This is a genomic window from Paenibacillus sp. PastM-3 (assembly GCF_029893965.1).
GTDB lineage: Bacteria > Bacillota > Bacilli > Paenibacillales > Paenibacillaceae > Paenibacillus_AQ.
The window spans coordinates 1-23,313 of the sequence record NZ_JARXXP010000026.1 but is presented as its reverse complement, the minus strand read 5'-3'; the positions used below and the strand labels follow the sequence as shown (position 1 = coordinate 23,313).

The following is a 23,313-nucleotide window of genomic DNA, read 5'->3' as shown; positions in this document are numbered from 1 at the left end:
CTATAACCGGCTCAGGTAGCTCGTTACCGCTGCTGTCTACCGTAAATTCAAACATAGCATTGGCAATTGCACCGTTCTGATACGGCATTGTCGTGCCGGCATTTACAGTCGCCCACTCCAGAATGCGTTCATAGTCGGCTTTGCTGTCCATGAACACGTAAGAGGATAACGTAGCCATGACCGAGGTCTGATGCTGGTTCAGCCAGTTGGTGTTGCGCTCCATCCACAGCCTGAGCGCCGGCTTCTGGAAGTTGTCGCTGTACTGCTGCGAATATTCCTCCTTCCACTCCAGCTCCTCACGGCCTGTGCTTGTGTAACGCAGCAATTCCGCTGCGGCATTCATCATGTACATGGGCGGTCCCTGCTGAATATGCGCATCCGTCACGTATTTTGCCAGCGACGGGTCAAGGCTTCCCCATAAAAGAACGATACGCAGGGCTTTTTCACGGTAATCTGCATCCCCGGTCATAAAGTACATGACAGCCTGATAATAGGCCGCAGTGGCATCCTGGGTCATCTGATTGTTGAACAGACTGGTGCTGTAGTTGTTATATGAATAATTCGGCACAAGGTGGCTGAGATCTGCCGCCGGATCTTTATCATTTTTAATGGCATAAGATTTAGAAGCAAAGCTGCTGGAGGCAAAAGCGGTATAGTACCCGTACCACGGCTGCTCTTTGTTCAGAATGTGCTCTCTCACCCGCAATAGCTCCTGTGGTGCAACACTGACAGCGGGATGAACAAGCTCTGTCCCCGTATTGTTGATGAATACCGGCAGCGGCTCAGCCAGATTCTGCATCGCAGCCACCAGCTCAGCCGCAACCGCCAGAAGAGCGGCTTGCTCCGCAGCCGGATCGGCCCTAAGTCCCTCAGCCTGCTCCAGAACCTCCAGCAGCCTGCTCCACGTTTCGTCCGAATAGTACCGCTGCCCTTCTGCGGCGATTTTCCGGGCCTGGGCAATAGCTGAGTCCACGCTTGAGGACATATAGAGGGCCTGAAGCTCAGCTGCATTCAAGGCATAATTATAGATCCGGAATTCATCCAGCGAGCCATTGAACAGCGGATCAGCAAACTGGCTCTTCCCGAGGTAATTAAGCGATGGTTTAATTTGGCTAGGTTTAATCGACACATTGGCTTCGGCCTGCTGCTCCCCGTTCACATACAGGCGCGCCTTGCCGCCGCCCAGCGACACAGCCACATGCACCCACTGGCCTGCGGCAAGCTGGGCCGTCTGGACGGATTGCTCGCTCCCGCCGTTCTTGACGGCAAACCGCATATAATTGCCTGTCTTGGGCGTCAGGAACATATATTGGGTCGTGCCGTTTCCGAAGTCGAAGATACGCTGCCAGTCCTTTCCGCCCTTCCAGTTCACCCAGGCGGATACGGTAATTTCGTCGGCAGCCGCTGGCGGAAGAGTGGCCGGCAGGGTCACATAGCTGTCGCTTCCGTTCAGGCTGATCGCCTGGCCCACCCGGCCCTCTGCATAGACCGGGGTTCCGGATACCGCTGCGTCAGCCAGGCCATCCTCACTGCCGGCGTTGCCGTCAAACGGGTAGCGGACTACATTCCCGTACGCAGCCGCGGTAACAGTAACTGCCGCTTCAGCCGGCAATTCACTTACCGGGGCTTCAATATAAGTGGAGTCCGTAACCCCGGCACGTATTCCATCGTCTGACACAGAAGAGGTTAGGACGGTTCCGGCAGACAGCCGATTTGTAGCGCCCGCAGCCTCTGCGGGGAAAACCGGTGTTGCCGCCAAGATAACCGAAACCGCCGCAATTGCACATTTGTACATCCAGCTTTTTAGACTTTTCATTTTTTCCTCCCGGGTTCATTTTGTTGAACAATCCCAGTACTTTCATGAAGGCCCTCTCCTATTCCAGTAAAGCTCTTTTTCTGGTTACTAGTTAAAATGACGCCGGATACGCTCGTATTCGTCAGCCGTAATGGCCAGCACCGTCCCGTGCTTGAAGCAGTAAGGAAAGCTGAACTGCTCATCCGAGCGGACAAACTGCCCGCCTCGCAGCGTGTCGGCGACAAACGGAACATAACCCTGTCCTTCGCCGCGCACGCCGTAAAAGTCGAGCATCAGGCACCATTTTCCGTCTGGAAGCTTGAATGCGGTAGGACCTTCGTACGCGCCAGGCGTAAGCTTAGCCATTTCTGCGGCAAAACTCATATTCTCTGTATAGGCTCCGGTAAGTGTATCTCCATGCTGAAGCAGAATGCCGGCCGGATCTGCCTCGCTTTTCAGGAACCGGTAATACCGGCCTCCCTCTTCATACAGCGCGGAATCAATGATGCCGCTCCCGTCCTTCCTGCACAGCAGCTGCGGCTTGTCAAAGCTTATGAAATCCCTGGTCCGTGTGTAAAAGATCGCTTTATCACAAAAATGATTGGAGGCATGGGCTGCGCTAAAATGAATGACGTACTCATCCCGCCCCGCATCATGGAATACTTCCGGTGCCCACAGGCAGCCGAAGTCTTCATCGCCCAGCCCGACCAGTCTTTCCTCCGACCAGTTCACCAGATCCCCGGATTCCCAGAGTACCAGATGCTTGCTCCCGCTGCGGGCGATATTCGCCCATTTCCCTTCATACCTGGTGTTAAAGCTGTTAGCCAGGCTAAGATCGGTGGAGAGAATATAAAAGGTACCGGATGCTGTACGGACGATAGTGTGATCCCGCACGCCCTTCTCCCCTTTATTGCTCCACAGCACCGGTTCACCGCCGTTCACCTGCTCCCAGTTGAATCCGTCCCTGCTGAGGCCGAAGTAGACCTGCTCCCCGTCCGGCGTCTCCTTCTCCCGGAAATGTACAAATAAATATGCGCTGTTCATGTGCTGCTCCTCCTTATTTTTGCTCCGGCCGCTTGCGTGCCTATCCTCTTTATTCTGCCGCGCCTGCGTCACCGATACCGCGCATCGTAAAGCGGTAGGAATAGCTCCGGTTCGCGTACAATGTAAATTCCGGATGCGTCTTGGCTGACCAGCTCTCATCCCCGCCCACGCCCATCTGCTTATGCAGAATACGTACGGCTGTCTTATCTGACGGCTGAAGCTTATAGGCATGGCTGGCTTCCTCCAGCTCCTCCGCCGTATAGGGCAGAACACTGGTCTCCAGCTCGCTGTCTGCTGTAAACAGCAGGCCTCTGCCTGCTTGATTATGAACCTTCAGCCAGCGGACCCCGGTTTTATTGCCGCATTCCTGCGGCTTCAGATACGGCATAAACTGCCCGGCGGCCGAGCTGCTGAAAACCCCGAGCCGGGCGCCGCATTGGCGGTCCCAATGACTTTCATGCGGACCGCGTCCATACCACTCCAGCCGGTCATATTCAGGGTCCATCAGCAGGGACATGCCCACAGCCGGCAGCTCAGGCAGACCGTCTCCCGGATTCAGCGTCTCTTCAACAGCAATGCTGCCGTCCTCTGACACCATATACCTTACCGTACAGCATGATTGGGCTCCTGTTTCCAGCCTGAATTCAGCGGTAATCTCCCATGCACCGGCCAGCAGGCGTCTGGTCAGCCTGCGGAGGGTCCGCTGCTTGCCGGCCTCGCGCCAGATACCGGCCCGGACCGGCAGCCCGCTGCCCTGGTCGTTGTCCGTCATGGCCCGCCAGAACACCGGCTCCGGCCCCTGCAGCAGCAGTTCCGTGCCTTCGAACTGATAGGAGACCAGCGTTCCGGTCTCCGTGTCAAAGACTGCCTCGAACTGCTTGCCTGTCAGCAGCCACCGGCCGTTCCTTTCAACCAGTTCTGGATTGACCGCTCCGGGGTCGTAAGCCCGTGTGCTGCCTCCGGCCTGCAGCCGTACAGGCAGCTGTGCCCAGGCCACTTCATGGCCTGCCCGGGCCCAGAGCTTATCCTGCTTCAGCCGAAGGCTGACCTCCAGCAGCAGCTCACCTTCCTCTCCCTGCGGCAGCTCCGGCATACGGAGGACGACATTACTCTCTGTCAGCGGCTCAACGGCAATGCCCCCCTGGACCGGCGCTCCATAAGGCCGCCCGTTGAACACAAGCTGCCACACCCAGTCGTACTCATCCAGCCTGGTGAACAGGAACTTATTCCTTACCGTTACTTCCCCCGTTAAGGGATTCCATCCCGTGAAGTCAACGTTCTGGTAGCAGGCTTTGACCTCATCCAGCTTGGGCGAGATTTGCCGGTCTGCGAACAGCAGACCGTTTCCGCACCCGTTCCCGTCATGCGGAGTCTCGCCGAAGTCGCCGCCGTAGCCCAAATATGCCGTACCGTCACTTGTCTGTGTAAGGATCGCCTGATCGATCCAGTCCCAGATAAAGCCGCCCTGAAGTACCGGGTACTTGTCGAACAGTGTGGTATATTTAAACAGGTTGCCGTTGGAGTTGCCCATTGCATGGCTGTACTCGCACAGAATAAACGGCTTTTCGGGCTGCTTCAGCGCGTATCTCTCCACATCTGCCGGGAAGGTGTACATCTGACTCTCCACATCTGACACATCCTCGAACGCCCGATTCAGGAACACGCCCTCGTACTGCACAGGACGGGCAGGATCATTCTCCTTCAGATATCTGTACATATGCCGGAAATTCTCTCCGCAGGAAGCCTCATTGCCCAGGGACCACATCAGGATACACGGATGATTCTTATCCCGCTCCAGCATCGAACGGGCACGGTCGACTACATTCTCCCGCCATTCCGGCTTGCTGCCCGGAACAATATCCTCCTCCGGGTAGAAGCGCCATGTTCCGTGGCTCTCCAGATTGTTCTCGTCGATGACATACAGGCCATATACATCACAGAGCTCGTACCAGGCCGGATGATTCGGATAATGGGAGGTCCGCACAGCGTTAATGTTGTAGGCCTTCATCAGTTGCACATCCCTGACCATCTCCTCCAAACTGACTGCACGGCCCGTATGGCAGGAGAACTCATGACGATTGGTTCCCTTGAACACAATACGCCGGCCGTTCAGAAGCATTAGCCCGTCCTTGATTTCAAACCTGCGGAAGCCGACCTTGCAGCTGACTGCCTGAAGGACTCTTTCTTCTGCGTTACGCAGGGTTAATACCAGCGTGTACAGCTCCGGATGCTCCGCGCTCCATTTGCGCGGACCCGGAACCGTCGCCTTCAGCTCCACAGCGGCAAACGAGCCGCCATTCACGCAGGCAGCAGCACAAAAGTCAGTGCCGGTTACCTGCCGGCCAGCGTTATCCAGCAGCACGCCTTCCACCCGAAGCTCTCCATCAGCGCCTCCGGCATACCGTAGCAGCTTCACGCGAACCTCAAGCTCCGCATCGGCATAGGCTGCATCCAGCTCCGTCCGCACACGGAAATCATAAATATGCTCCGGCGGCGGCGAAATCAGCAGCACCTCGCGGAAGATGCCGGACAGACGCCAGAAGTCCTGATCCTCCAGCCAGCTGGCATCGCACCAGCGGTAGACTTCAACAGCCAGCTTATTCTCACCAGGCTGCAGATAAGGAGTCAGATCGAACTCGGCCGGGGTGAAGCTGTCCTCGCTGTAGCCGACCAGCTCCCCGTTCAGCCATACATAGAACGCGGATTCTACGCCGCGGAAATGCAGGTACACCGGGTTCCCTGTCCATGATTCCGGAAGGGAGAACATCCGTACATAAGAGCCCACCGGATTATAGGCGGTCGGTGCGAACGGAGGCCGGATGTCCTCGCGTTCGCTCCATGGATACCTGACATTGGTGTACTGCGGATAGTCATAACCCTGTAATTGCCAGTGGGAAGGGACTGCAATGTCAGCCCAGCCCGTAACATCATACGCCTGTTTGTAGAAATCAGCCGGCCGCTGCTGTGGATTCTCCGCCCAGCAGAATTTCCAGGAGCCGTTCAGGGACAGCATCCGGGCGCAGGCTCCGGCATCATTCTTCACTGCTTCTTCAAAGGTGTCATAAGGAGTAAAGGACGCGCGGGCGTCCATCCGGTTCAGCTTGAAGATTTCCGGATTGTTGTTCCACTCGGGATAACCGTTAGCGGGAGGCTGATACTGAAACTTTGTGAACACTTCACTTACACCATCCTTTTATCCTTAAATTGTGAGGAGCAGCCGGTATACTGCAGCTGCTATCTTACTCCTCAAACAAAATCCCCCGCACATACTCATTCACCTCAAGCAAGCCCTGCTCCGGCTACAGAATCGTCTGCCCGTTTACCTTGAGGCGCTTGAAGCTCACATGATCGGCGGTCCGTTTGTCATCATAGCCGAAGATCTGGATCGGGTGCGCATTACTCCCGTTATACGAAACATCCTCAAAGCGGATATGCTCAATCCGGTGTCCGGGGACGGGATTATAGTCCTTGTTCCATACCACCCTCAGGTCGATCAGACGGCCTAGCTCGAAGGGCTCGACCCGGATGTTCCGGTATAGCACATTCCTGATTGTATTTTTATCACCGGCATTGATGGCCATGGCCCCCATATAATTCACCTGCGGCTCGTGGTGCTCCAGAATATCAATGTTCTCGAACACGATATCTTCAATAATATCCCCGTCCCCGTGATGGTCGCCGTGGGTGCCGATCATCAGCGGATGGGCAACGTCCGCCCAGAGGATGGAATTACGCACCCGGATGCCGCTGCTGTTCCCGTAATAGTCCCAGCGTGAGCCGTAGATCGCGATGCAGTCATCCGAGGTGCGCAGGAAAACATCATCGATCTCAATATCAGTGCAGGCCATCATATCAATGCCGTCCGACCAGCCCCGGGTGCTGAAGGATTTGAAATTCCGTACGGACACCTGCCGCGACTTGCCCAGATAAATGCTGTAATGAGGCGGGTCCAGCGTAATAATGCCTTCAACCGAGATCTGCTCCGAGAACATAATCCGGATGCCGCGGAAGGCCGAGAAGCGGTGAAAGTCAGACAGGCGGATGATCCCTCTGCATCGTATGGAAACATCGTGCACGCGATCACAGACCATGGAGCCTGCCACCACGGCGCCGCCGGCAATATAGACGGTTATCCCGGATGGAATCCTTAGCAGCGTCTCCTCGATATAATGCATGCCCGGTGCAAAATACAGCGTGTCCCGCACCCGCCCGTCTGTTCCCTCAGCCTGTGCCAGCAGACGGCTGATATCCTCCGTCCGGTGGATGGCCGGCTGCAGCAGGAGAACGTTCTCCTGCTGCGGGTCCGGTGCATCACTCTCACAGGGGTTCGCGAACAGGTGCAGATTACTGAACCGCTCCCCGTTGATTTCAATAGATAGCTTCTGCGGACGGTCCAGCATAAAGGTCAATTCCATGTCTGTCTGCTCAAAAGGGAGGTCCACTGACAACGGACGGATTACCGCCTCATGAACCGGCTGCTTCAGGCTCTCTACCCGTACCTCCACTTTCCCACTCATATCAAAATAGGCCATAGACGCAGAGCGCACATTGTGCATATCCACCTTGACCTCATACACAAACAGCTGCTGCCAGGCTTCCCCGGGAATCCGCACATATACTGCAAAATCCTCCTTGGCGGGTACGTCCGGCGGGGCAGTGTAAACCACTAGTTTATCCATGTTCCCACCATCTTTCGGATTCTATTTCCAAATCCGCCCGGCAGGAATGTCCCTGCCGGGCGGCTTGCACAGCCTGTTATTTGGATGCCTTGAATGCATCCACCTGCTTCTGCAATTCAGCCAGATAAGCATCGAAGCCTGCATCCTTCAGCTGCTTCTGTACTTTTGCCAGATCGCCGCCGATGTCATTGGTCATCCCTACGCTAAGCGGCTGGATATATTGGGTTTTTACCGTCTCCAGATTGGACAGTTCGGTAGCCAGCGAGCTGGTGTCGAAGCTGAAGCCTTCGTACGGATCTGTACCTCCTGCTTCCGAACGCTTGATTCCTTCAGCCTGAAGCTCGTCATAGATGCTTTTCCATTCACCCGGATATTTGACCTGGAGTGCCATATACCCGTCAGCCAGCCCGGTCCAGGCAGGCTTGATATTGTCCGTCGGAATCCCTTCATAATTAATGAAGCCTTCCGCGTCGGCCTTGTAATTTTCACCCTCTACACCATAAGCGAGTAAGTTGTAATAGGTCTGGTCGGTATGCCCTTTTTCAATAAATTTCAGTGCTTCCAGGGCATATTGGGAATTAGCGCCTACAGAGATCATCGTAATCGTGCTTGGCGACATTCTCGGCAGGAAGGCCGGGGCATTGTTATCCATTAAAAAATCATACCAGCCATAGGTTGAATCCGGCAGCGCCTCTTTAAGCTGGTTGATATAGTTGTTGCTGACTGCACCAAAGTGATTGTTGAATTCAAGCGGCTTCTGGTCCACCTTCATCAGCTCCAGCGTTTCGGCAGTCGCATTCCCCTGTGCGGCAAGCACGTCATGATCAACGATTCCGTCGTCATACCACTGCTTGGCCTTAGCCACAGCCTCCTTATATTCTGGTGTATCGTAAATGCTGATGATTTTATAAGGATCATCATAGGCGGCTACAGCATAATCGGCGGCAACCGTATAGTATTTGCTGGCAATCAGCTGGGAGTAAATATTCGTGCCAAAACGCTTGTCATTCAGCATCGGGGTAGACGGATATTCCTCTTTGGCTTTGTAGAGATACTGCTCGGCGGTTTCCAGGCTGTTGATCTCCGGAAGTCCCCACTTCTGGCGCAGGTCCTCACGGTACAGCATGCCTTCCCCGCCGCCGCCCGGCTTGTTGTATTGCGGAATGCCGAATACCTTGCCGTCGATTTTTACGCGGTCGAGCGAGCCTTTGTAGTGCTCTACCAGATCGGGCGTTTCTTCCAGAAGCGGCGTCAGATCGGCAAAAGCGTTCTTGGTGGCAAAGTTGGCAAAATCGGACCAGGCACCGCCGACATAAAGATCATATTCCTTGGCGGCGATAGCCCGGCTGATCTGGTTTTTCTCATCGCCCCACGGGATATAGTCGAACCGGACGCGGATACCGAGATCCTGTTCAGTCAAAGCGTCCAGCTCTTTGTAAAAGTTATCCAGACCGCTTTTCGGCTCGTTCCCCATCGTAATCGCTTTCAATTCAACGATTTCTTTCGGTGCATCCGTTGCTGCCGAGTTACCGGTCTTAGCAGGCTCACTTCCGCTGTTACCGCTGCCCGAATTCGAATTTGAGCAGGCTGTAGACAGGCCCAGCAATAAGGCCATGGATGTGACGAACATTGTCTTTGTGATTTGCTTTCTCTTCAAGCTTAACCCCTCCATTATTAGAACAAGTATATGTTCAGCGGAGAAAACAGTATATACATCTTCTTCGCTTCAAACCGGATTCGTCAGCCGCCTTGGACTGCCGTTTCTTACCCCTTCACACTGCCGACTACCAGGCCGCTGACAAAATAACGCTGCACAAACGGATAGAACAGCAGAACCGGTCCGGTAACCAGCATCGCCGTAGCCAGCTTCATCGTTTCACTGGGCAGCTGCTGGATAATCAGGACATCTGAGCCCTTGACTGCATCTGTTACTCTGGACAGCATCCGGTAGAGCAGGTACTGCAGCCCCCATTTATCCTTATCCGTAATCAGATAGAGGCTGTAGGTAAACCAGTTATTCCAGTAGCCAAGTGCCGTGAACAGACCGATGGTCGCCATAGCCGGCTTGGTGAGCGGAATGATGATCTGCCAGTAGATCCGGAAATCCCCGGCTCCGTCGATTCTCGCTGATTCCATCAGCGCATCGGGAATTCCCTTGATGAAGTTCCGGAACAGGAATACGTTGAACGCAGACATCAGGCCGCCGAGAATAACAGACCAGAGCGAGTGATTCAGATGCAGCACATTGGCTACAACAAGATAGGTAGGAATCAGGCCGCCGCTGAACAGTGTCGTGAAGTAGACGAAGAATGACACCTTATCCCTGTGCTTAAAATCCGGGCGGGAAAGCACATATCCACCCATAGAGGTACAGAGCAGGCCGAGAAAGGTCCCCACCGCCGTTACATAGATGGTTACCATATAGGCTCTGCCGATGGTGCTGCCCAGTGATGTGAAGACAACCCGGTAGGCCTCCAAAGTGAAGCCCTTGGGTATAATCGAATATCCGCTCCGCACAACCTCCGACTCTGTGCTGAAGGAACCGGAGAGCATAATAATGAACGGAATGACACAGAGCAGAGCGCCGATGGAAACCGCCACTACAGCGAAAACATCAAATATTTTTGTTCCGGCATCCTTGCGGATTTTACTGCCGTGCTTATCAACAGCCACAGAACTCACGTGCAATCACAGCCCTTTCTAGAATAAAGAATTTTCCCGGTCTACCTTTCTGACAATGGCATTCACGGTCAGGATTAGCAGCAGGCCGAATACCGATTGATACAAGCCCGCAGCCGTTCCCAGATTGATGCTGAAGTTAACGGTCAATGAACGGTACACATAAGTATCGATAATGTCCGTCGCGTTCAGCAGCAGCCCGTTATTGCCGACGATATTCCAGAAGAGATCGAATTGTCCTTTCAGTATTCCGCCGACCGCGAACAGCAGCAGTATAATGACGGTCGGCTTGAGCAGCGGAAGAGTGACATAACGGATGCGCTGCCATTTGGAGGCTCCGTCCACGTAAGCGGCCTCATAAATGCTCTCGTCGATCCCCATAATGGAAGCCAGATAAATGACCGTTCCATAGCCCAGGCTCTTCCAGATCTCAACGACAACAATGATGATCGGCCAGACCCAGGGGGTGCGGTAGAAGTCGAATTTTTCCATACCCAGCGAAGTGAACATATTATTTAGTACGCCATAGTTAAAATTGAACAGGTTATAAATGATGGAGCCGATGATAACCATCGAGACAAAATAAGGCATGAACATCAGCGTCTGCGAGGTTTTAACGAACCGCTTGAACGCAATCTCCTTGAGCAGCACAGCCATCCCGATCTGGCACACATTACTCAGGATAATAAAAGCCACATTGTAGAGAATGGTATTGCGCGTCAGCTTCCAGATGATCGAATCCGCCCCGCCCTTGAACAGAAACTCGAAATTCTGCAGGCCGACGAACGGGCTCAGCAGTCCCTTGCTGAAATCATAATTGGTAAAAGCATTGTACAGCCCGGCAAGCGGCAGGTAGTTAAAGGCTATAAAATAGGCGAACAGCGGGATGAGCATAAAATAGTAGGTTTTGTGCGCTCTAAAGTCCGCAAATGGCTTAGCTTTTCGTTTAAGCGCTTTCTTATTAATCGCTTTCGAAGCAGCCGGTGATACCTGGTTCATGCAATCACTTCTCCTTTCATCCCTAATTCTACCGCCGTGCCGGCACGGGAAATATCACAAATAACCAAAATTCCTTGCAAAAAAGGATGGTGTTTGCCCCGGTGCTGAGTCCATACAGGCATAAAAAAAGAAGGCCGGGGGACCCTCTTTTACAGGATTATTTAAAGAAATAAAGGTTTACAGATCGACTTTCCAATTACCCATCATATGTGCGGTTTTCGGATCCAGGTAAGAACCGAAGAGACTAGACCGTGTATCAAGGGCAGCCATTTGTTCCATATCCTCTGAACGGAGCTCAAAATCAAAAATATTAATGTTCTCGGCAATACGCTCTTTTCTGACTGATTTAGGAATGACAACGACCCCACGCTGAACAAGCCAGCGCAATACGACTTGGGCGACAGACTTATTGTGTTTCTCTGCCAGCGAGAGCAATACCTCGTTACCGAATAGGTTGTTGAGGCCTTCAGCAAACGGAGCCCACGACTGGTGCTGTACCCCCTGTTCTTTCATAAAAGCTGCACTCTCTGCCTGCTGGTAGAACGGATGCGTCTCGATCTGGTTGACGGCGGGTGTTATTTCGTTATGGACAATCAGGTCCATCAGACGGTCAGGCAGGAAATTGCTGACCCCGATCGCCCTGCTTTTGCCTTCGCGGTACAGTTCTTCCATCGCCCGCCAAGCACCATAGTAATCACCGAATGGCTGGTGAATCAGGTACAGATCAAGATAGTCAAGCTGGAGCTTCTTAAGGGATTTATCAAACGCCAGCTTTGCGCTCCTGTAGCCGGCATCCTGAACCCAGAGCTTGGTCGTGATGAACAGCTCCTCACGCGGTAAACCGCTGCGCTTAATCGCGCGGCCTACCGCTTCCTCATTTAGATAACCGGCGGCGGTATCGATTAAGCGGTAACCGGCCATCAGCGCTTCATACACGGCGTTCTCGCATGCTTGGGCATCAGGAATCTGGTAAACTCCGAAGCCGATGAGCGGCATTTTTACACCATTGTTTAATGTAACATTGTGCATTGTAATTCCTCCCGGTTAAATGTTTAACAGCAACGGCACGTAACCCCTGAACCGGACATTGCAGCAGGGATTTCACCTACGGCTCATTTGCGTTACACTAACCTTAGGTCCTTCGTGTTACACGAAGTCAAGCGGATTCAAAAAAATGAACGGAGGATTTCATATGCATACAGTCAAGGAAGCTGCTCTAATAACGGGACTCACTGAACACGCAATACGCTTTTACACGGATAAAGGTTTAGTGCCCAGCATACAGCGAAATCAAAACAATATCCGGATATTTGATGAGGAATCGATTAACTGGCTGCATGGCATCAAATGCCTTAAACAATCCGGGATGCCCATTGAGGCCATCAGACTGTACGTGACTCTCTGTCTTGAAGGAGAAGCAACCCTCTCGCAGCGCTACGCACTCATGATGGAGCATAAAGAGGACGCACTTGCTAAGCTTGAAGAAGCCAAACAGCATATCGCCCATCTGGAACAAAAAACCGAACTGTATCAGGCTATTCTGGAGCAACGCTCTCCTGATACGATGAATCCGGGCAACTGGGACAAGATCAAGCATATGCATAGTGACGTGTTTTACTCGCCTGCAGCTCCTAAAGCGGATCATAGAGGTTAGATGGAAAGGGAATTTGTTTATAGTAACGAGAACCAGATTTATTCAGTGATCCAACGTTTCATGCAGAAGCAGGATTGCTACGGAAATTCTGTGCAGAAACACAGATTACCGATTTACAGGAGTACACGTTATATTCAAGCTGTGAACCCTTGTATTTGAACATTCTTATCATAAGCCTGAAGTTACAAGCGGCATATTGCGGGAAGAAAGCCTTAAGATATTGTCCGGCTATTTCCTGCATAACAAAAAGGGCTGAATGCTCCTGCATAAAGGGAAACATTAGCTCAATAAAGACATTAAGGCAGCCGATCAGGTGATTGGCTGCTTTTGTTTAACTATCGGGCAGATTAGTTCCAATATGCGGTATAATTGTAATAAGTCTTCATCCTGATAAAAGGGAGGATTACCAATGGAGAATGAGAAGGATCTGGAGATTCAGGAACTTAAAAAACGAATCGCCTTTCTAGAAAATCAGGTTCAGAGCAATAACCCTCAATCTTCAAATATATTGAGGTTCGGCATAACTTTTATTTTAGTGTTCGTGGTTTTACTCGTCTTATTTGGAGTCTTTCAATTTATAACTCCAACCAATTGAACGATCGGGAAACGATAGTTTGTAATACAGAGAAAGCAGCTGATCAATGATCGGCTGCTTTTATTCAGCAAACAAGCAGTTAGTTGAACAAGATAAGTGGAGGTTTTATGTCGCATTTGACGCATATTGCGCAGTAAGTGAGGGATTGTACGATGAAAAAGCTCAGCCCATCGCGGCAGCTCTGAACGAAAAATAAAGTCATACATGTCGCTGTGTTGTTGAACTAACGTTTTATCTTTAGTTGAATGATTAATTACCCTAAATATTTTGTTACCAAAAGCAAGCAAAATACTGTTATTCAATAAGGTAGGGAAATTGCCCTACCTCTTAATTCTGAAGTTAAGAGTTTCTTTTTTTATTTATCTTCAATTTTTAAACCTGCTGCTTCCAAAGGACCCATTGTGATAATCTTCACCAAATTTTTACTCATATGTTTTGGAGAGTAGATCTGATCATTAATTATCCACCATCGAATCATTCCCATTAAAGCAGAGGCCATAAACTCAACAAGTAGATCCATTGGTATTGATAGGTCCTTTTCATAGAGATTAAGCAACAAAAACTCCTGTTTAAAATTACTTTTTATTATTGTTTGTATTTTACTGTTTACACCATATATACCGTTGTTGCCGAGCATCACTTGATAAAAACGAATATTTTCACCAATATTTTCAAATATGTTCTGTATCATTTTTTCTAATTTTGAAATAAGCACTTCATTGTTCTTAACATATGAAGTCGGCTTTATTAATTGAGCTAATTCCTTAAAAACCTCTTCAGTCAGTTTTTCCAATAAATCGTGTTTATCATAATAGTGTAGATAAAAAGTAGCACGATTAATGATTGCATGATCCGCAATATCTTGTATGGTGATTGCATCAAATCCTTTTTCTTCCACCAGGGTTAGAAATGCCTCTTTTATTAATTTACGAGTGCGAATAACACGAAGATCCGTTTTTTTAGACATTTTTCTATCACCTATCTATTTATTTTTTAATTATTAACACTTTCATGTATTCTGTCGTTTAACAGATAAAATATGAAAAGTTGATGATTGAATAATGTAACGAAAAGTTTATCATTAAATTATAAACAACATTATATAAATTACACAACAATATGTTGTTTAATTTGATGAGATGAAATTTATTTGAGGAGGAAATTAAATGGAAACTAGATTTATAATGGGAAAGGTATTCCCCAAAGGTTATTCAGCAGTAGGCAATTTATATAAGGTCGCAACAGAGTCATCTATTGACAAGTCATTACAGGAATTAATGTATATTAGGGCTTCGCAAATAAACAAATGTGCTTTTTGCATCGATGGACATACAAAAAAAGCTCGTTCCTATGGAGTAACAGAGCAAAAAATCTATGCTTTAAGTGCATGGGAAGAGTCAAATCTATTCACAGAACAAGAAAAAGCTGTACTAGCTTTAACAGAAGCAATTACACTTATAAGTAAAGAACAGCTACCAGATCGTATATATGATGAAGTACAGAAATATTTTTCACAAGAAGAAATTGCAGAACTTATTATGGCAGCTATAATGATTAACACATTCAACCGAGTCGCTATCTCAACAAGACTGATTCCCCAAATAGATTAAAAAGAAAATTCACAACAAACCTTTTCTGCAATCAATGCGACTGGTTACTGATTTAGAATACCCAGCGCTGTTAGAAACAGAAATCAGATAGAATAAACCCGACTTCTAAAAGTGAAGTTGGGTTTTTATTATAAGAAAACTACAAATGTAGAAATACATATTATTGATCAATCTTGCCAATCATCGTCCATAAGATTCTCAATCTGCTTCTCACGATCTTCTTCTCACGATCTTCTGTTTACGACCTATTTGTATTGAATGTATTTTGCTGCAGCCTCTTTTAATCTGGGTTAATTAACCAGTGTCATCCTTATTTTTCATCTTTATTAAGGTTATTAACAATATCCTCCATGGTGACTTCTTGAAGAACCTTTTCTAATGCTGATTGGGCTAAAATAAATATGGGTTCAATCGTTTCTTGCAATTGTTTGCCCACAGGACAATCTGGGTTCGGATTTTCATGGATGCTGAATAATCCATTTTCGTTTACTACATTCACTGCTTTGTATACATCAAGCAAGGTGATTTCAGACAATTCCCGAGCCAACTCAGCCCCTGCAATTCCAGGTTTGATTCTAACCAATTCAGCATTTTTTAGCATACCCATAATTCTTCTTATCACAACGGGATTAGTGTTGACACTGTTGGCTATTGCCTCCGATGAATTCACTCCTGTCTTATTTATCTCAAGCAAAGATAAAATGTGAATTCCTACTGAGAAACGACTACTAATTGACAATTCTTTCACCTCTCCTATTTTTTATTATATATGTTAGCTTATTTAAATAAGGTCAATATAAAATCTAGGTATTGACAAGCAATAAACTTGTAACTATTATAGTTACAAGAGGTAGGTGTAACAAGTTTGGTTACATGACGCAAATACATTATAAAGGATGATACTATTTATGGAAAAAGTATTATATATCACAGCACACCCACTTGATGAAACTCAGTCATACAGCATGACTGTTGGCAACACGTTTATTGAATCCTACAAAGACGTTAACCCACAGGATGAAGTAATCGCAGTTGATTTATATAAAGAGTATATCCCCTATATCGACGCAGATGTATTTAGCGGTTGGGGAAAACTTAGTTCAGGTACAGAATTCAGTCAATTATCAGAAGAGGAACAAGCTAAAGTAACACGACTTGCTGAATTGTCTGATCAATTTATCCAGGCTGATAAATATGTATTTGTTACTCCTTTTTGGAACTTCTCATATCCGCCTATTATGAAGGCTTACATTGATGCAGTCTCTGTAGCTGGTAAATCGTTTAGATACACGGAACAAGGGCAGCCTGTAGGTCTTTTAACTGACAAAAAGGCACTACACATTCAAGCACGCGGCGGATTTTATTCTGAGGCACCAGCATCAGAACTTGAAATGGGGCACCGTCATCTCCAAGTCATTATGAATTTCTTTGGTATTCCTTCTTTCGAAGGATTGTTCGTTGAGGGTCACAATAAAGCTCACGATAAAGCACAAGAAATTAAGGAAGATGCTATCCGACGTGCAAAAGAACTTGCTCAAACGTTCTAAGTACAAAAAACAGTTGTTGACGAGCGAGTCAATAATAATTGATTTGGAAAGGAGTCATTATGACTACTGATAAAGAACTTATCTATGCATGGGATGCTTACTGTGGATGGTGTTACGGGTTTTCAAAAACTATCCGCAGTCTTCATGAAAATCACCCCGAATTGCCACTTACTGTTTTGAGTGGTGGTCTATTTATTGGTAATCGAACTCTTTCTATCGGTTCATTCCATCATATTCCAGAGGCAAACAAGCGGATTAGTCAACTTACTGGTGTTAAGTTTGGACCAGCTTACGAGGAACTCCTAAGTGAGGGCAGTTTCGTTTTGGATTCTGAACGGGCAGCAATCGGATTTAACGCTTTGCGTTCCCTAGCGCCTGATCGTGCGATATATCTTGCCTCCGCCATGCAGCATGCATTTTACTACGAGGGTATGAGCCTTAGTGATCCAGGAACGTTTTATAAAATTGCTATGGCTAACAATATTGATCCAGACGCAGTTCTGAAACTATTGGTTGACCTAGCGGCAGTAAGAGCAGCCCGTGCAGATTTCGCAAAAGTAAGGCAACTTGGGATAAATAGCTTTCCCAGCTTACTCCTACGTAACGGTAATAAGTTGATCTCACTAGGCGGTGCTATGAGCATCGAGGAGATTGAAGAACGCTTGACCCAAACAAATGTATTACAAAATACATCAGAGGAACATTGTTCACTGGATAATAAGAACGGCTGTTAAAATCTGTAGAGAAGGAAAGCTCTGATTCTGCATTCGTGCGGGACAGAGCTTTTTTTTAATTAGCGTAAACTGCCAGATAGCTCAATGAAGCTTTTTCATCCAGAGTCATAGAGATTGTTACACAGTACGAAGATATTGTGCAATAAATTAAAGCGTGCAGATTCAACTAACGAGAGACTATAGCTCAGTACAGACAGAGTCAGCCGGGCTCAAGAACCGGCTGACTGACTCTTGTTACGTTAACGGGCAGGATAGTTTAATACCTTCACGAATAATCCAAGTAAATATTCGTAATATGTTATTATTGAAATCCCTTAAGAGCTTAATAAACGATTTGAAAGTAGTGATTTAGTGAAACTAACTGCACTTGAATTCAAGATAGATCAAAGTCACATATTTTTCTCTCATGAACACAGTACTTTTATGACTGAATTTTTCATTGAAACAGCAGACCTCACTTTTCCGACTAGAAATTACAATGGTCTTCCAATTACAACTTTGAGATTTATGTTGAAAGAATTGAGGTTACTAATTTCAAAAAGTAATACAATTTCGGAACGTCATGTATATTTTTATCCTGATACAAATAACTTCATAACATTTCAATTAGTTGACAATGAAGTTTTATCAATAAAATTAGTTCAAAGGAATGTTAAGAATCACAGGAACATAATTTATTCAATATTTTCAAAGGAAGGAAAACTAATATCCAAGAATATTTACTGCAGGTTCAATGAAGTATTTACAAGTATATATAAGTTATCTGAAACACTTGTTTTGAATTTGAAGGATCGTGAAGAAGTCGGGGGAGATTTATTTGTCTTGGAGGATCAACTGAGACTTTCTAAGACTTTATTTAGTAAATTAACTAAGAACAAGAATCAATTTTAAGAGCAACTCAAGAAGTCAGGGGACTTAATATAACACCACATTCACGCTTCGAGACATTCGGCCCTCGGATCGAATCCAACATCATTACGCTAACGGGAAACGATAGTTTGTAATACAGAGAAAGCAGCAGATCAATGATCGGGTGCTTTTATTCAGCAAACGAGCAGTTAGTTGAACAAGATAAGTGGAGGTTTTATGTCACATTCGACGCATATTGCGCAGTAAGAGAGGGATAGGAAGGTCAGGATCATAGCATATTGCGGCAGCTCATAGACTGCCGCTATGTTATTAAACTAAATGATTCCGTTGATTGCTGCCTCAAAAGAGTAATTCACAGTCATTATGCTCCCATACATCAAATAAATTTCCATCAAGGTCTTCAAAAACAAAAAACTTGCCGTAAATGCCTTCATTGCTAATTGGCCTGGTCGTAACTCCCTCAGATGTTAGCCTCATGTGTAATGAGCTAATATCATCTGTAAAAAATGTTACAATCCACCTTTGCCGTTCATTTACTTCAAAAACTGCTCTTGTTTCATTATCAGATTCAATTAAATCAATTATTGGACGATTGCCCCTAAATAAGCTTAAATAATTTCCCCTATCGTTTCTGATGTTAAAACCAAAATGACTGACAAACCATTCTGCAGATTTTTTTACATCTTTAACCGGAATTACATTATATGCGATTCCTAAGATTTTTCCATTTAGCATCTACTCAGCCCTTTTCTTAAATTAACCTCGCTAATTATTTCAAGATGGTTACCCATACTATCCTGCCCGCTAGCTTAAAAGGTTTTTTCATTAAGAGTCATAGTGATTATTGCACAGTACGAAGATATTGTGCAGTACAAGAAAGCATGCTTATTCAACTAACGGGCAGTTTAACGCTATAAGCCCTCGGGATTAGAAGGTAATATTGAAACCGCAGATAGCTTTATGAAAGGAAGATATAGGGAGGAGTATTTATTACGCTTCAAGCATAGAGGATATCACTAAGGATGCATTCCAAGTTATTTCTTTTGGTGGAATGGTAGTCTGGCAAGTATCCAAATGAGCTTTTACAAGCAATCAGAGGATCTCATTCAACCGAGTACACGCGTCAGTCACATGAGTTCCAGCGCTTGAAGACCTTGATGAGTGACGGAGAATTTTGGGTGACAAATAGTGTACGGCTGCAGAATCGAATCGTACATTGGTTAAATTCAGTAGTAAAATACTTGATACTATTAATAAACATACAGAAAGTGGTGATTGCAGTTGAATAAAAGTAGTTCTATGGCTGTCATATCTGATATACACAGCAACTCTTATGCTTTAGAAGCCGTCCTTAATGATATAGATTCACGCGGAATAAAAACAATTGTAAATTTAGGCGATACACTGTTCGGTCCCATCGATCCTATTAAAACTGCAGAATTGCTCATGAAGAGACCCCATATAACTAACATTATGGGAAATTGTGACCGGTACTTGCTTCAAGATCAAATGGATTCATTGACCTTTCATTATGTAAAGCCTTTGCTGACTCAAGAAATAAATCATTGGATTCAAACTTTTAATAGAACATGTATTATTGATGATTTATTATTCTGCCATGGGACTCCTTTATCAGATGACGAATATCTATTGGATGAAGTTTCAATACATGGTGTTGTTGAAAAGAGCGTAGCGAAACTAATGTCTGAACTAGCCTTTGTCGATCAAAAACTAATTTTTTGCGGTCATACACATAAACAAAAAACAGTGTGGTTACCAGATGGCAAATGGATTGTTAATGCTGGAAGTGTTGGGCTTCCAGCATACTTTGAAGACACCCCCCACCCTCATTACATGGAATCAAAGACACCACATGCAAAGTATGTGATTGTAAGCCGAAATGATCAGTCATGGGTTCTCGAGAATATTTTACTTCCATACGATTATGAGTTAGCCGCCCAGAGGGCAGATCAAAACGACCGAGAGGATTATAGTTATGCGATTAGATATGGCAGAGCAAAGAGAATGTAAGAGAACAGGGCAGGAGAATTTTAATTATGGTAAAACCAAAGCAAATAAATAAAGGTGATTGAATGCTCAATCCCACGGTCTTCTTCTATTAATTGGTATTCAATCGTTAAAGCAATATGAGAACAATAATACCAAGGAAGCAGCTGTTCCATGTGATCGGGTGCTTTTATTCAACGATAGGGCAGGATATTTAGTTGAACAAGATAGTGGAGGTTTTATGTCACATTCGACCAAACGAGCTCGTTTTGAGGACTCCAATATAAAAACCAACAGCTGTCTTAAACTGAGAAAAAGAGTCTAGACTACTGTTGGTTTATTGAACTGAATTTTCTCGTTAGCGTAATGCTTAATTCTATATCCAGTCTTTGAAATGATCTGTTACAAATTGAATCTCGCTTTCATAGTGGGCCAAGTGTCCCCCATCAACCATCTTTTGAAAAGCAAGATTTCCTTCGGAGGCTCCATTTCTCAATGTATCGCACATAGTAGTCAATCGTTTGATAATCCACTCACGCAGGTCATAAGGCACGGGGGTTCCATACGATTCAAAAAACAAGTGAATTCGTCGACTGCGCTCCATAGAATGTAAATCTGTTTGGTACCCTACCGTTTTTCCCGAAAAATAATCAGGCGAGAAGCTCGTAAGCGGAATCGATGTATAGAGGGTGTACGCAATGTCCCACATACGTGGACCTGGTCCAGCCATGTCAAAATCAATCAGCGCTACAGGAATCCCCTTTTGAAAGACCACATCGTACAACGCAGCGTCATTATGACATATCACTTCGTAACAATGATCATCACTATAACTAAGCTGCCATTTTCCCTTCGTCATGAGAGTAGAGCCTTCTGTTGCATCATGGAAACGACATAAAAGGCGTGCTAAACCCACAAGTGTTTCATCCGACCACATGTAAGGTTCAAGGTCGGGGTAATCGTTTCCTGGAACTTCCCCTGAAATGAATGTTAATATTTCACGATTAGATTCATCGATTCCTAGGAATCTTGGTGCTCCCTCGAAGCTTTGCTTGTCTAGATGTATAAGTAGTTGGTGAACAGACGGACTCCAATAACCAGTGGGGCGGAGAACAGTATTCTCCTTACGGACAATGAGGTTAACATTTCCGCCCTGTAATACTTCGTCCTGAGTCATTATGCCGTGCTCCTCTTATTTATTTGATATTACTATTCTAATCCTGGTTCACCATAATTATCAAATAAACTGCCTGTTAGCTTAATCCATCGAAAGTCTACTTGACAGAAATTATTCTGTTAGTTGTTACACAGTACGAAGATATTGTGCAGTACAAGAAAGCATGCTTATTCAACTAACGGGCAGGATAGCGTGGAGAAGACCCCGAATATATGAAAAAGAATATGCCTTTTTGAACGGAGAACGGTATGAGGATAAGCTAGGTTCGTAACAGAATACAAGTATGCAATCGATATTGCTTGTTATATGGGGAGATGGTAAATCTGAAGTTATTTATCGATTTGCTAAATCGTAATCGAATACGTCGATGCGAAGCCTGTAGCACTGAGCTTAGTATTTATGCATATTCCTCTGATCAATCACAGATTTTGTACTGTGTTGCATGTGATGAGTATTATATTAGAGCAGACCATAGCTCACCCTTATTTAAGTATGAGGTTCCCGAGGGGCTTTTGAAATTATGGGACATGGACCCTTATCATAGTTATTATACAGGGATTCCAATAAGTGAAGCATATGAGCCCAAGTGGATTAAATTTCTTCGTAGATTATTCAGCTAACGGAAAACCGTAGCTCAGTACAGACAGAAGCAGCCGAGCTTAAGGACCGTCTGACTCTCGTTACGTTAACGGGCAGGATAGTTGAATGATTTCGTGAATAACTTAAGTCGTGACGAATTTACGAAATTCGCAGAAAGACGTTAGCCGAAAGAAGTTCTTAGTTTAGGAGGAGTCTATATGATATTAGAAAAAGTTATCAATAGAATTGTAATACAAAGTGAATATAAGGATTTTGTTGATAAGTATATCGATAATATACTTACCGAATTCAAAGGTACAATTCATAGCATTTATATGTGTGGCTCGATTCCCAAAGGAACTGCTAAACCTTTTAAGTCAGATGCAGACTTTACTATTGTATGTGTAAATCCCAAAGATATTGATCACGAAAGATTGTCAAATATTAAAGACAGGCTATTGGAAGAGTATCCGGTAGTAACTAAGATTGATACGATAATTTGCTCGATGGACGATGTATTAAGTAAACCGAATGAGTGGGGTTTTTGGATAAAGATCATTTGTGTTTGCATATATGGTCATGACGTTGGTGAAAAAGTACCCCCGATAATGATTTCTCCAGCGTTCATTTTAGACTTAAATACAGAGACCAAGGAGGAAGTAGAACATATACATAGTTTACTTTCTAATGCTAGTGATAACACAATGAAAACTAGATATATTAAAGGTTACTCTAAGAGATTAATTCGTGCATTATACTCTTTGGTTTTAGAAGATACAGGTACATGGCAAGATGACATTCTTAAGATGAAAAATGCCATATTAAACTATTGTGAGATTGACTCCGCTTTAGTTGATTATCTGTATGCCTGTTACTTGGATAGTAATGTACTTGTCGAAGAGTTTCTGGGAATCGCAGATGAAGTATATAGCTATTTTGAGAACGCCTTAAATGCAATGGCTGCTTCCAGAACTTCCTTCGGCTAACACCATCACTCTGAGAAGCGAGTGACCACATCCAGCTCCCTAAGCCCGTCGGGACGTCACTGCGTTAGGTGTTCGGCAAGCCTCACAACTATAAGCAGCGATTCTAATTAAAATATAAGACTATCGTGCTCACGAGAAACGTGCTCGACACAACAGCGGCAGCCTAAGACTTTATTTTCCGAGTCTTGTCTGCCGCTGCTTCGTTTACTGGAGAGCCTAATACTCATATTTTCACAAAACACCTATAACAGGAACGTCTATAATGAGGGTCTGTCAATAATTTTGTGTAAACTCTTTTAAGCACAGATTCCCCCGAGGGGGAAGTCGCGAATCTAACGCAAGTGTTGACCGACCCGAT

At 46.1% G+C, this 23,313-nt stretch carries 17 protein-coding genes and 1 pseudogene; 6 read left to right on the top strand and 12 right to left on the bottom strand.

What is annotated here, in order from left to right; translation table 11 throughout:
• Window positions 1–1,009 precede the first annotated feature (1,009 nt).
• From M2108_RS25610 to M2108_RS25575, 8 genes and pseudogenes are all read right to left on the bottom strand, one after another.
• Window positions 1,010–1,795: pseudogene (locus M2108_RS25610) on the bottom strand (LamG domain-containing protein); the annotation flags it as partial.
• 108 nt (window positions 1,796–1,903) lie between these two features.
• Window positions 1,904–2,839: a glycoside hydrolase family 43 protein gene (locus M2108_RS25605; protein WP_277472241.1), complete on the bottom strand. Its 936-nt coding sequence runs from the start codon at window positions 2,837–2,839 to the stop codon at window positions 1,904–1,906.
• 49 nt (window positions 2,840–2,888) lie between these two features.
• Window positions 2,889–6,014: a beta-galactosidase, LacZ type gene (gene lacZ, locus M2108_RS25600; protein WP_277472242.1), complete on the bottom strand. Its 3,126-nt coding sequence runs from the start codon at window positions 6,012–6,014 to the stop codon at window positions 2,889–2,891.
• Between the two features lie 124 nt (window positions 6,015–6,138).
• On the bottom strand, window positions 6,139–7,518 hold the full coding sequence (locus tag M2108_RS25595) for a glycosyl hydrolase family 28 protein (protein ID WP_277472243.1): 1,380 nt from the start codon (window positions 7,516–7,518) through the stop codon (window positions 6,139–6,141).
• A gap of 76 nt (window positions 7,519–7,594) precedes the next feature.
• Window positions 7,595–9,175, bottom strand: coding sequence for a DUF3502 domain-containing protein (locus M2108_RS25590; protein WP_277472244.1), 1,581 nt, complete (start codon window positions 9,173–9,175; stop codon window positions 7,595–7,597).
• A 107-nt stretch (window positions 9,176–9,282) separates the two neighbouring features.
• The gene (locus M2108_RS25585; protein ID WP_277472245.1) at window positions 9,283–10,200 is read right to left on the bottom strand and encodes a carbohydrate ABC transporter permease; all 918 of its coding nucleotides are present in this window, start codon (window positions 10,198–10,200) and stop codon (window positions 9,283–9,285) included.
• A gap of 18 nt (window positions 10,201–10,218) precedes the next feature.
• Window positions 10,219–11,196 carry an ABC transporter permease gene (locus M2108_RS25580; RefSeq protein ID WP_277472246.1) on the bottom strand — a complete coding sequence of 326 codons (978 nt, stop codon included), beginning with the start codon at window positions 11,194–11,196 and terminating at the stop codon, window positions 10,219–10,221.
• 177 nt (window positions 11,197–11,373) lie between these two features.
• Window positions 11,374–12,225 carry an aldo/keto reductase gene (locus M2108_RS25575; protein ID WP_277472247.1) on the bottom strand — a complete coding sequence of 284 codons (852 nt, stop codon included), beginning with the start codon at window positions 12,223–12,225 and terminating at the stop codon, window positions 11,374–11,376.
• Window positions 12,226–12,388: 163 nt separating this feature from the next.
• Between M2108_RS25575 and M2108_RS25570 the strand changes: the two genes are divergently transcribed.
• The gene (locus M2108_RS25570) at window positions 12,389–12,850 is read left to right on the top strand and encodes a MerR family transcriptional regulator (protein ID WP_277472248.1); all 462 of its coding nucleotides are present in this window, start codon (window positions 12,389–12,391) and stop codon (window positions 12,848–12,850) included.
• Window positions 12,851–13,800: 950 nt separating this feature from the next.
• Here M2108_RS25570 and M2108_RS25565 read toward each other — a convergent pair.
• Window positions 13,801–14,412: a TetR/AcrR family transcriptional regulator gene (locus M2108_RS25565; RefSeq protein ID WP_277472249.1), complete on the bottom strand. Its 612-nt coding sequence runs from the start codon at window positions 14,410–14,412 to the stop codon at window positions 13,801–13,803.
• A 199-nt stretch (window positions 14,413–14,611) separates the two neighbouring features.
• Between M2108_RS25565 and M2108_RS25560 the strand changes: the two genes are divergently transcribed.
• Window positions 14,612–15,055: a carboxymuconolactone decarboxylase family protein gene (locus M2108_RS25560; RefSeq protein ID WP_277472250.1), complete on the top strand. Its 444-nt coding sequence runs from the start codon at window positions 14,612–14,614 to the stop codon at window positions 15,053–15,055.
• Between the two features lie 310 nt (window positions 15,056–15,365).
• Here the strand turns inward: M2108_RS25560 and M2108_RS25555 are convergent, their stop codons facing one another.
• Complete coding sequence (locus tag M2108_RS25555) at window positions 15,366–15,794, bottom strand: Rrf2 family transcriptional regulator (protein WP_277472251.1); 429 nt, start codon at window positions 15,792–15,794, stop codon at window positions 15,366–15,368.
• 169 nt (window positions 15,795–15,963) lie between these two features.
• Between M2108_RS25555 and M2108_RS25550 the strand changes: the two genes are divergently transcribed.
• Both M2108_RS25550 and M2108_RS25545 read left to right on the top strand, forming a co-directional pair.
• Complete coding sequence (locus tag M2108_RS25550; RefSeq protein ID WP_277472252.1) at window positions 15,964–16,602, top strand: FMN-dependent NADH-azoreductase; 639 nt, start codon at window positions 15,964–15,966, stop codon at window positions 16,600–16,602.
• A 59-nt stretch (window positions 16,603–16,661) separates the two neighbouring features.
• On the top strand, window positions 16,662–17,336 hold the full coding sequence (locus M2108_RS25545; RefSeq protein ID WP_277472253.1) for a DsbA family protein: 675 nt from the start codon (window positions 16,662–16,664) through the stop codon (window positions 17,334–17,336).
• Window positions 17,337–18,545: 1,209 nt separating this feature from the next.
• Here the strand turns inward: M2108_RS25545 and M2108_RS25540 are convergent.
• On the bottom strand, window positions 18,546–18,941 hold the full coding sequence (locus M2108_RS25540) for a VOC family protein (protein WP_277472254.1): 396 nt from the start codon (window positions 18,939–18,941) through the stop codon (window positions 18,546–18,548).
• A gap of 564 nt (window positions 18,942–19,505) precedes the next feature.
• Here M2108_RS25540 and M2108_RS25535 point away from each other — a divergent pair.
• A complete protein-coding gene (locus M2108_RS25535; RefSeq protein WP_481856948.1) occupies window positions 19,506–20,237 on the top strand; it encodes a metallophosphoesterase family protein in 732 nt (243 codons plus the stop codon).
• A 352-nt stretch (window positions 20,238–20,589) separates the two neighbouring features.
• Here M2108_RS25535 and M2108_RS25530 read toward each other — a convergent pair whose 3' ends face one another.
• Window positions 20,590–21,390, bottom strand: a complete 801-nt coding sequence (locus M2108_RS25530; protein WP_277472256.1) for an aminoglycoside phosphotransferase family protein — start codon at window positions 21,388–21,390, stop codon at window positions 20,590–20,592.
• Between the two features lie 797 nt (window positions 21,391–22,187).
• Between M2108_RS25530 and M2108_RS25525 the strand changes: the two genes are divergently transcribed.
• Window positions 22,188–22,955, top strand: coding sequence for a nucleotidyltransferase domain-containing protein (locus M2108_RS25525; protein WP_277472257.1), 768 nt, complete (start codon window positions 22,188–22,190; stop codon window positions 22,953–22,955).
• Window positions 22,956–23,313 lie beyond the last annotated feature (358 nt).

Excerpts from the sequence above, each read along its gene's own strand:
- M2108_RS25605 (WP_277472241.1), bottom strand. The coding sequence starts at position 2,839 with ATGAACAGCGCATATTTATTTGTACATTTCCGGGAGAAGGAGACGCCG.
- M2108_RS25595 (WP_277472243.1), bottom strand. The coding sequence starts at position 7,518 with ATGGATAAACTAGTGGTTTACACTGCCCCGCCGGACGTACCCGCCAAG.
- M2108_RS25580 (WP_277472246.1), bottom strand. The coding sequence starts at position 11,196 with ATGAACCAGGTATCACCGGCTGCTTCGAAAGCGATTAATAAGAAAGCG.
- M2108_RS25575 (WP_277472247.1), bottom strand. The coding sequence starts at position 12,225 with ATGCACAATGTTACATTAAACAATGGTGTAAAAATGCCGCTCATCGGC.
- M2108_RS25570 (WP_277472248.1), top strand. The coding sequence starts at position 12,389 with ATGCATACAGTCAAGGAAGCTGCTCTAATAACGGGACTCACTGAACAC.
- M2108_RS25565 (WP_277472249.1), bottom strand. The coding sequence starts at position 14,412 with ATGTCTAAAAAAACGGATCTTCGTGTTATTCGCACTCGTAAATTAATA.
- M2108_RS25560 (WP_277472250.1), top strand. The coding sequence starts at position 14,612 with ATGGAAACTAGATTTATAATGGGAAAGGTATTCCCCAAAGGTTATTCA.
- M2108_RS25550 (WP_277472252.1), top strand. The coding sequence starts at position 15,964 with ATGGAAAAAGTATTATATATCACAGCACACCCACTTGATGAAACTCAG.
- M2108_RS25545 (WP_277472253.1), top strand. The coding sequence starts at position 16,662 with ATGACTACTGATAAAGAACTTATCTATGCATGGGATGCTTACTGTGGA.
- M2108_RS25540 (WP_277472254.1), bottom strand. The coding sequence starts at position 18,941 with ATGCTAAATGGAAAAATCTTAGGAATCGCATATAATGTAATTCCGGTT.
- M2108_RS25535 (WP_481856948.1), top strand. The coding sequence starts at position 19,506 with ATGGCTGTCATATCTGATATACACAGCAACTCTTATGCTTTAGAAGCC.
- M2108_RS25530 (WP_277472256.1), bottom strand. The coding sequence starts at position 21,390 with ATGACTCAGGACGAAGTATTACAGGGCGGAAATGTTAACCTCATTGTC.
- M2108_RS25525 (WP_277472257.1), top strand. The coding sequence starts at position 22,188 with ATGATATTAGAAAAAGTTATCAATAGAATTGTAATACAAAGTGAATAT.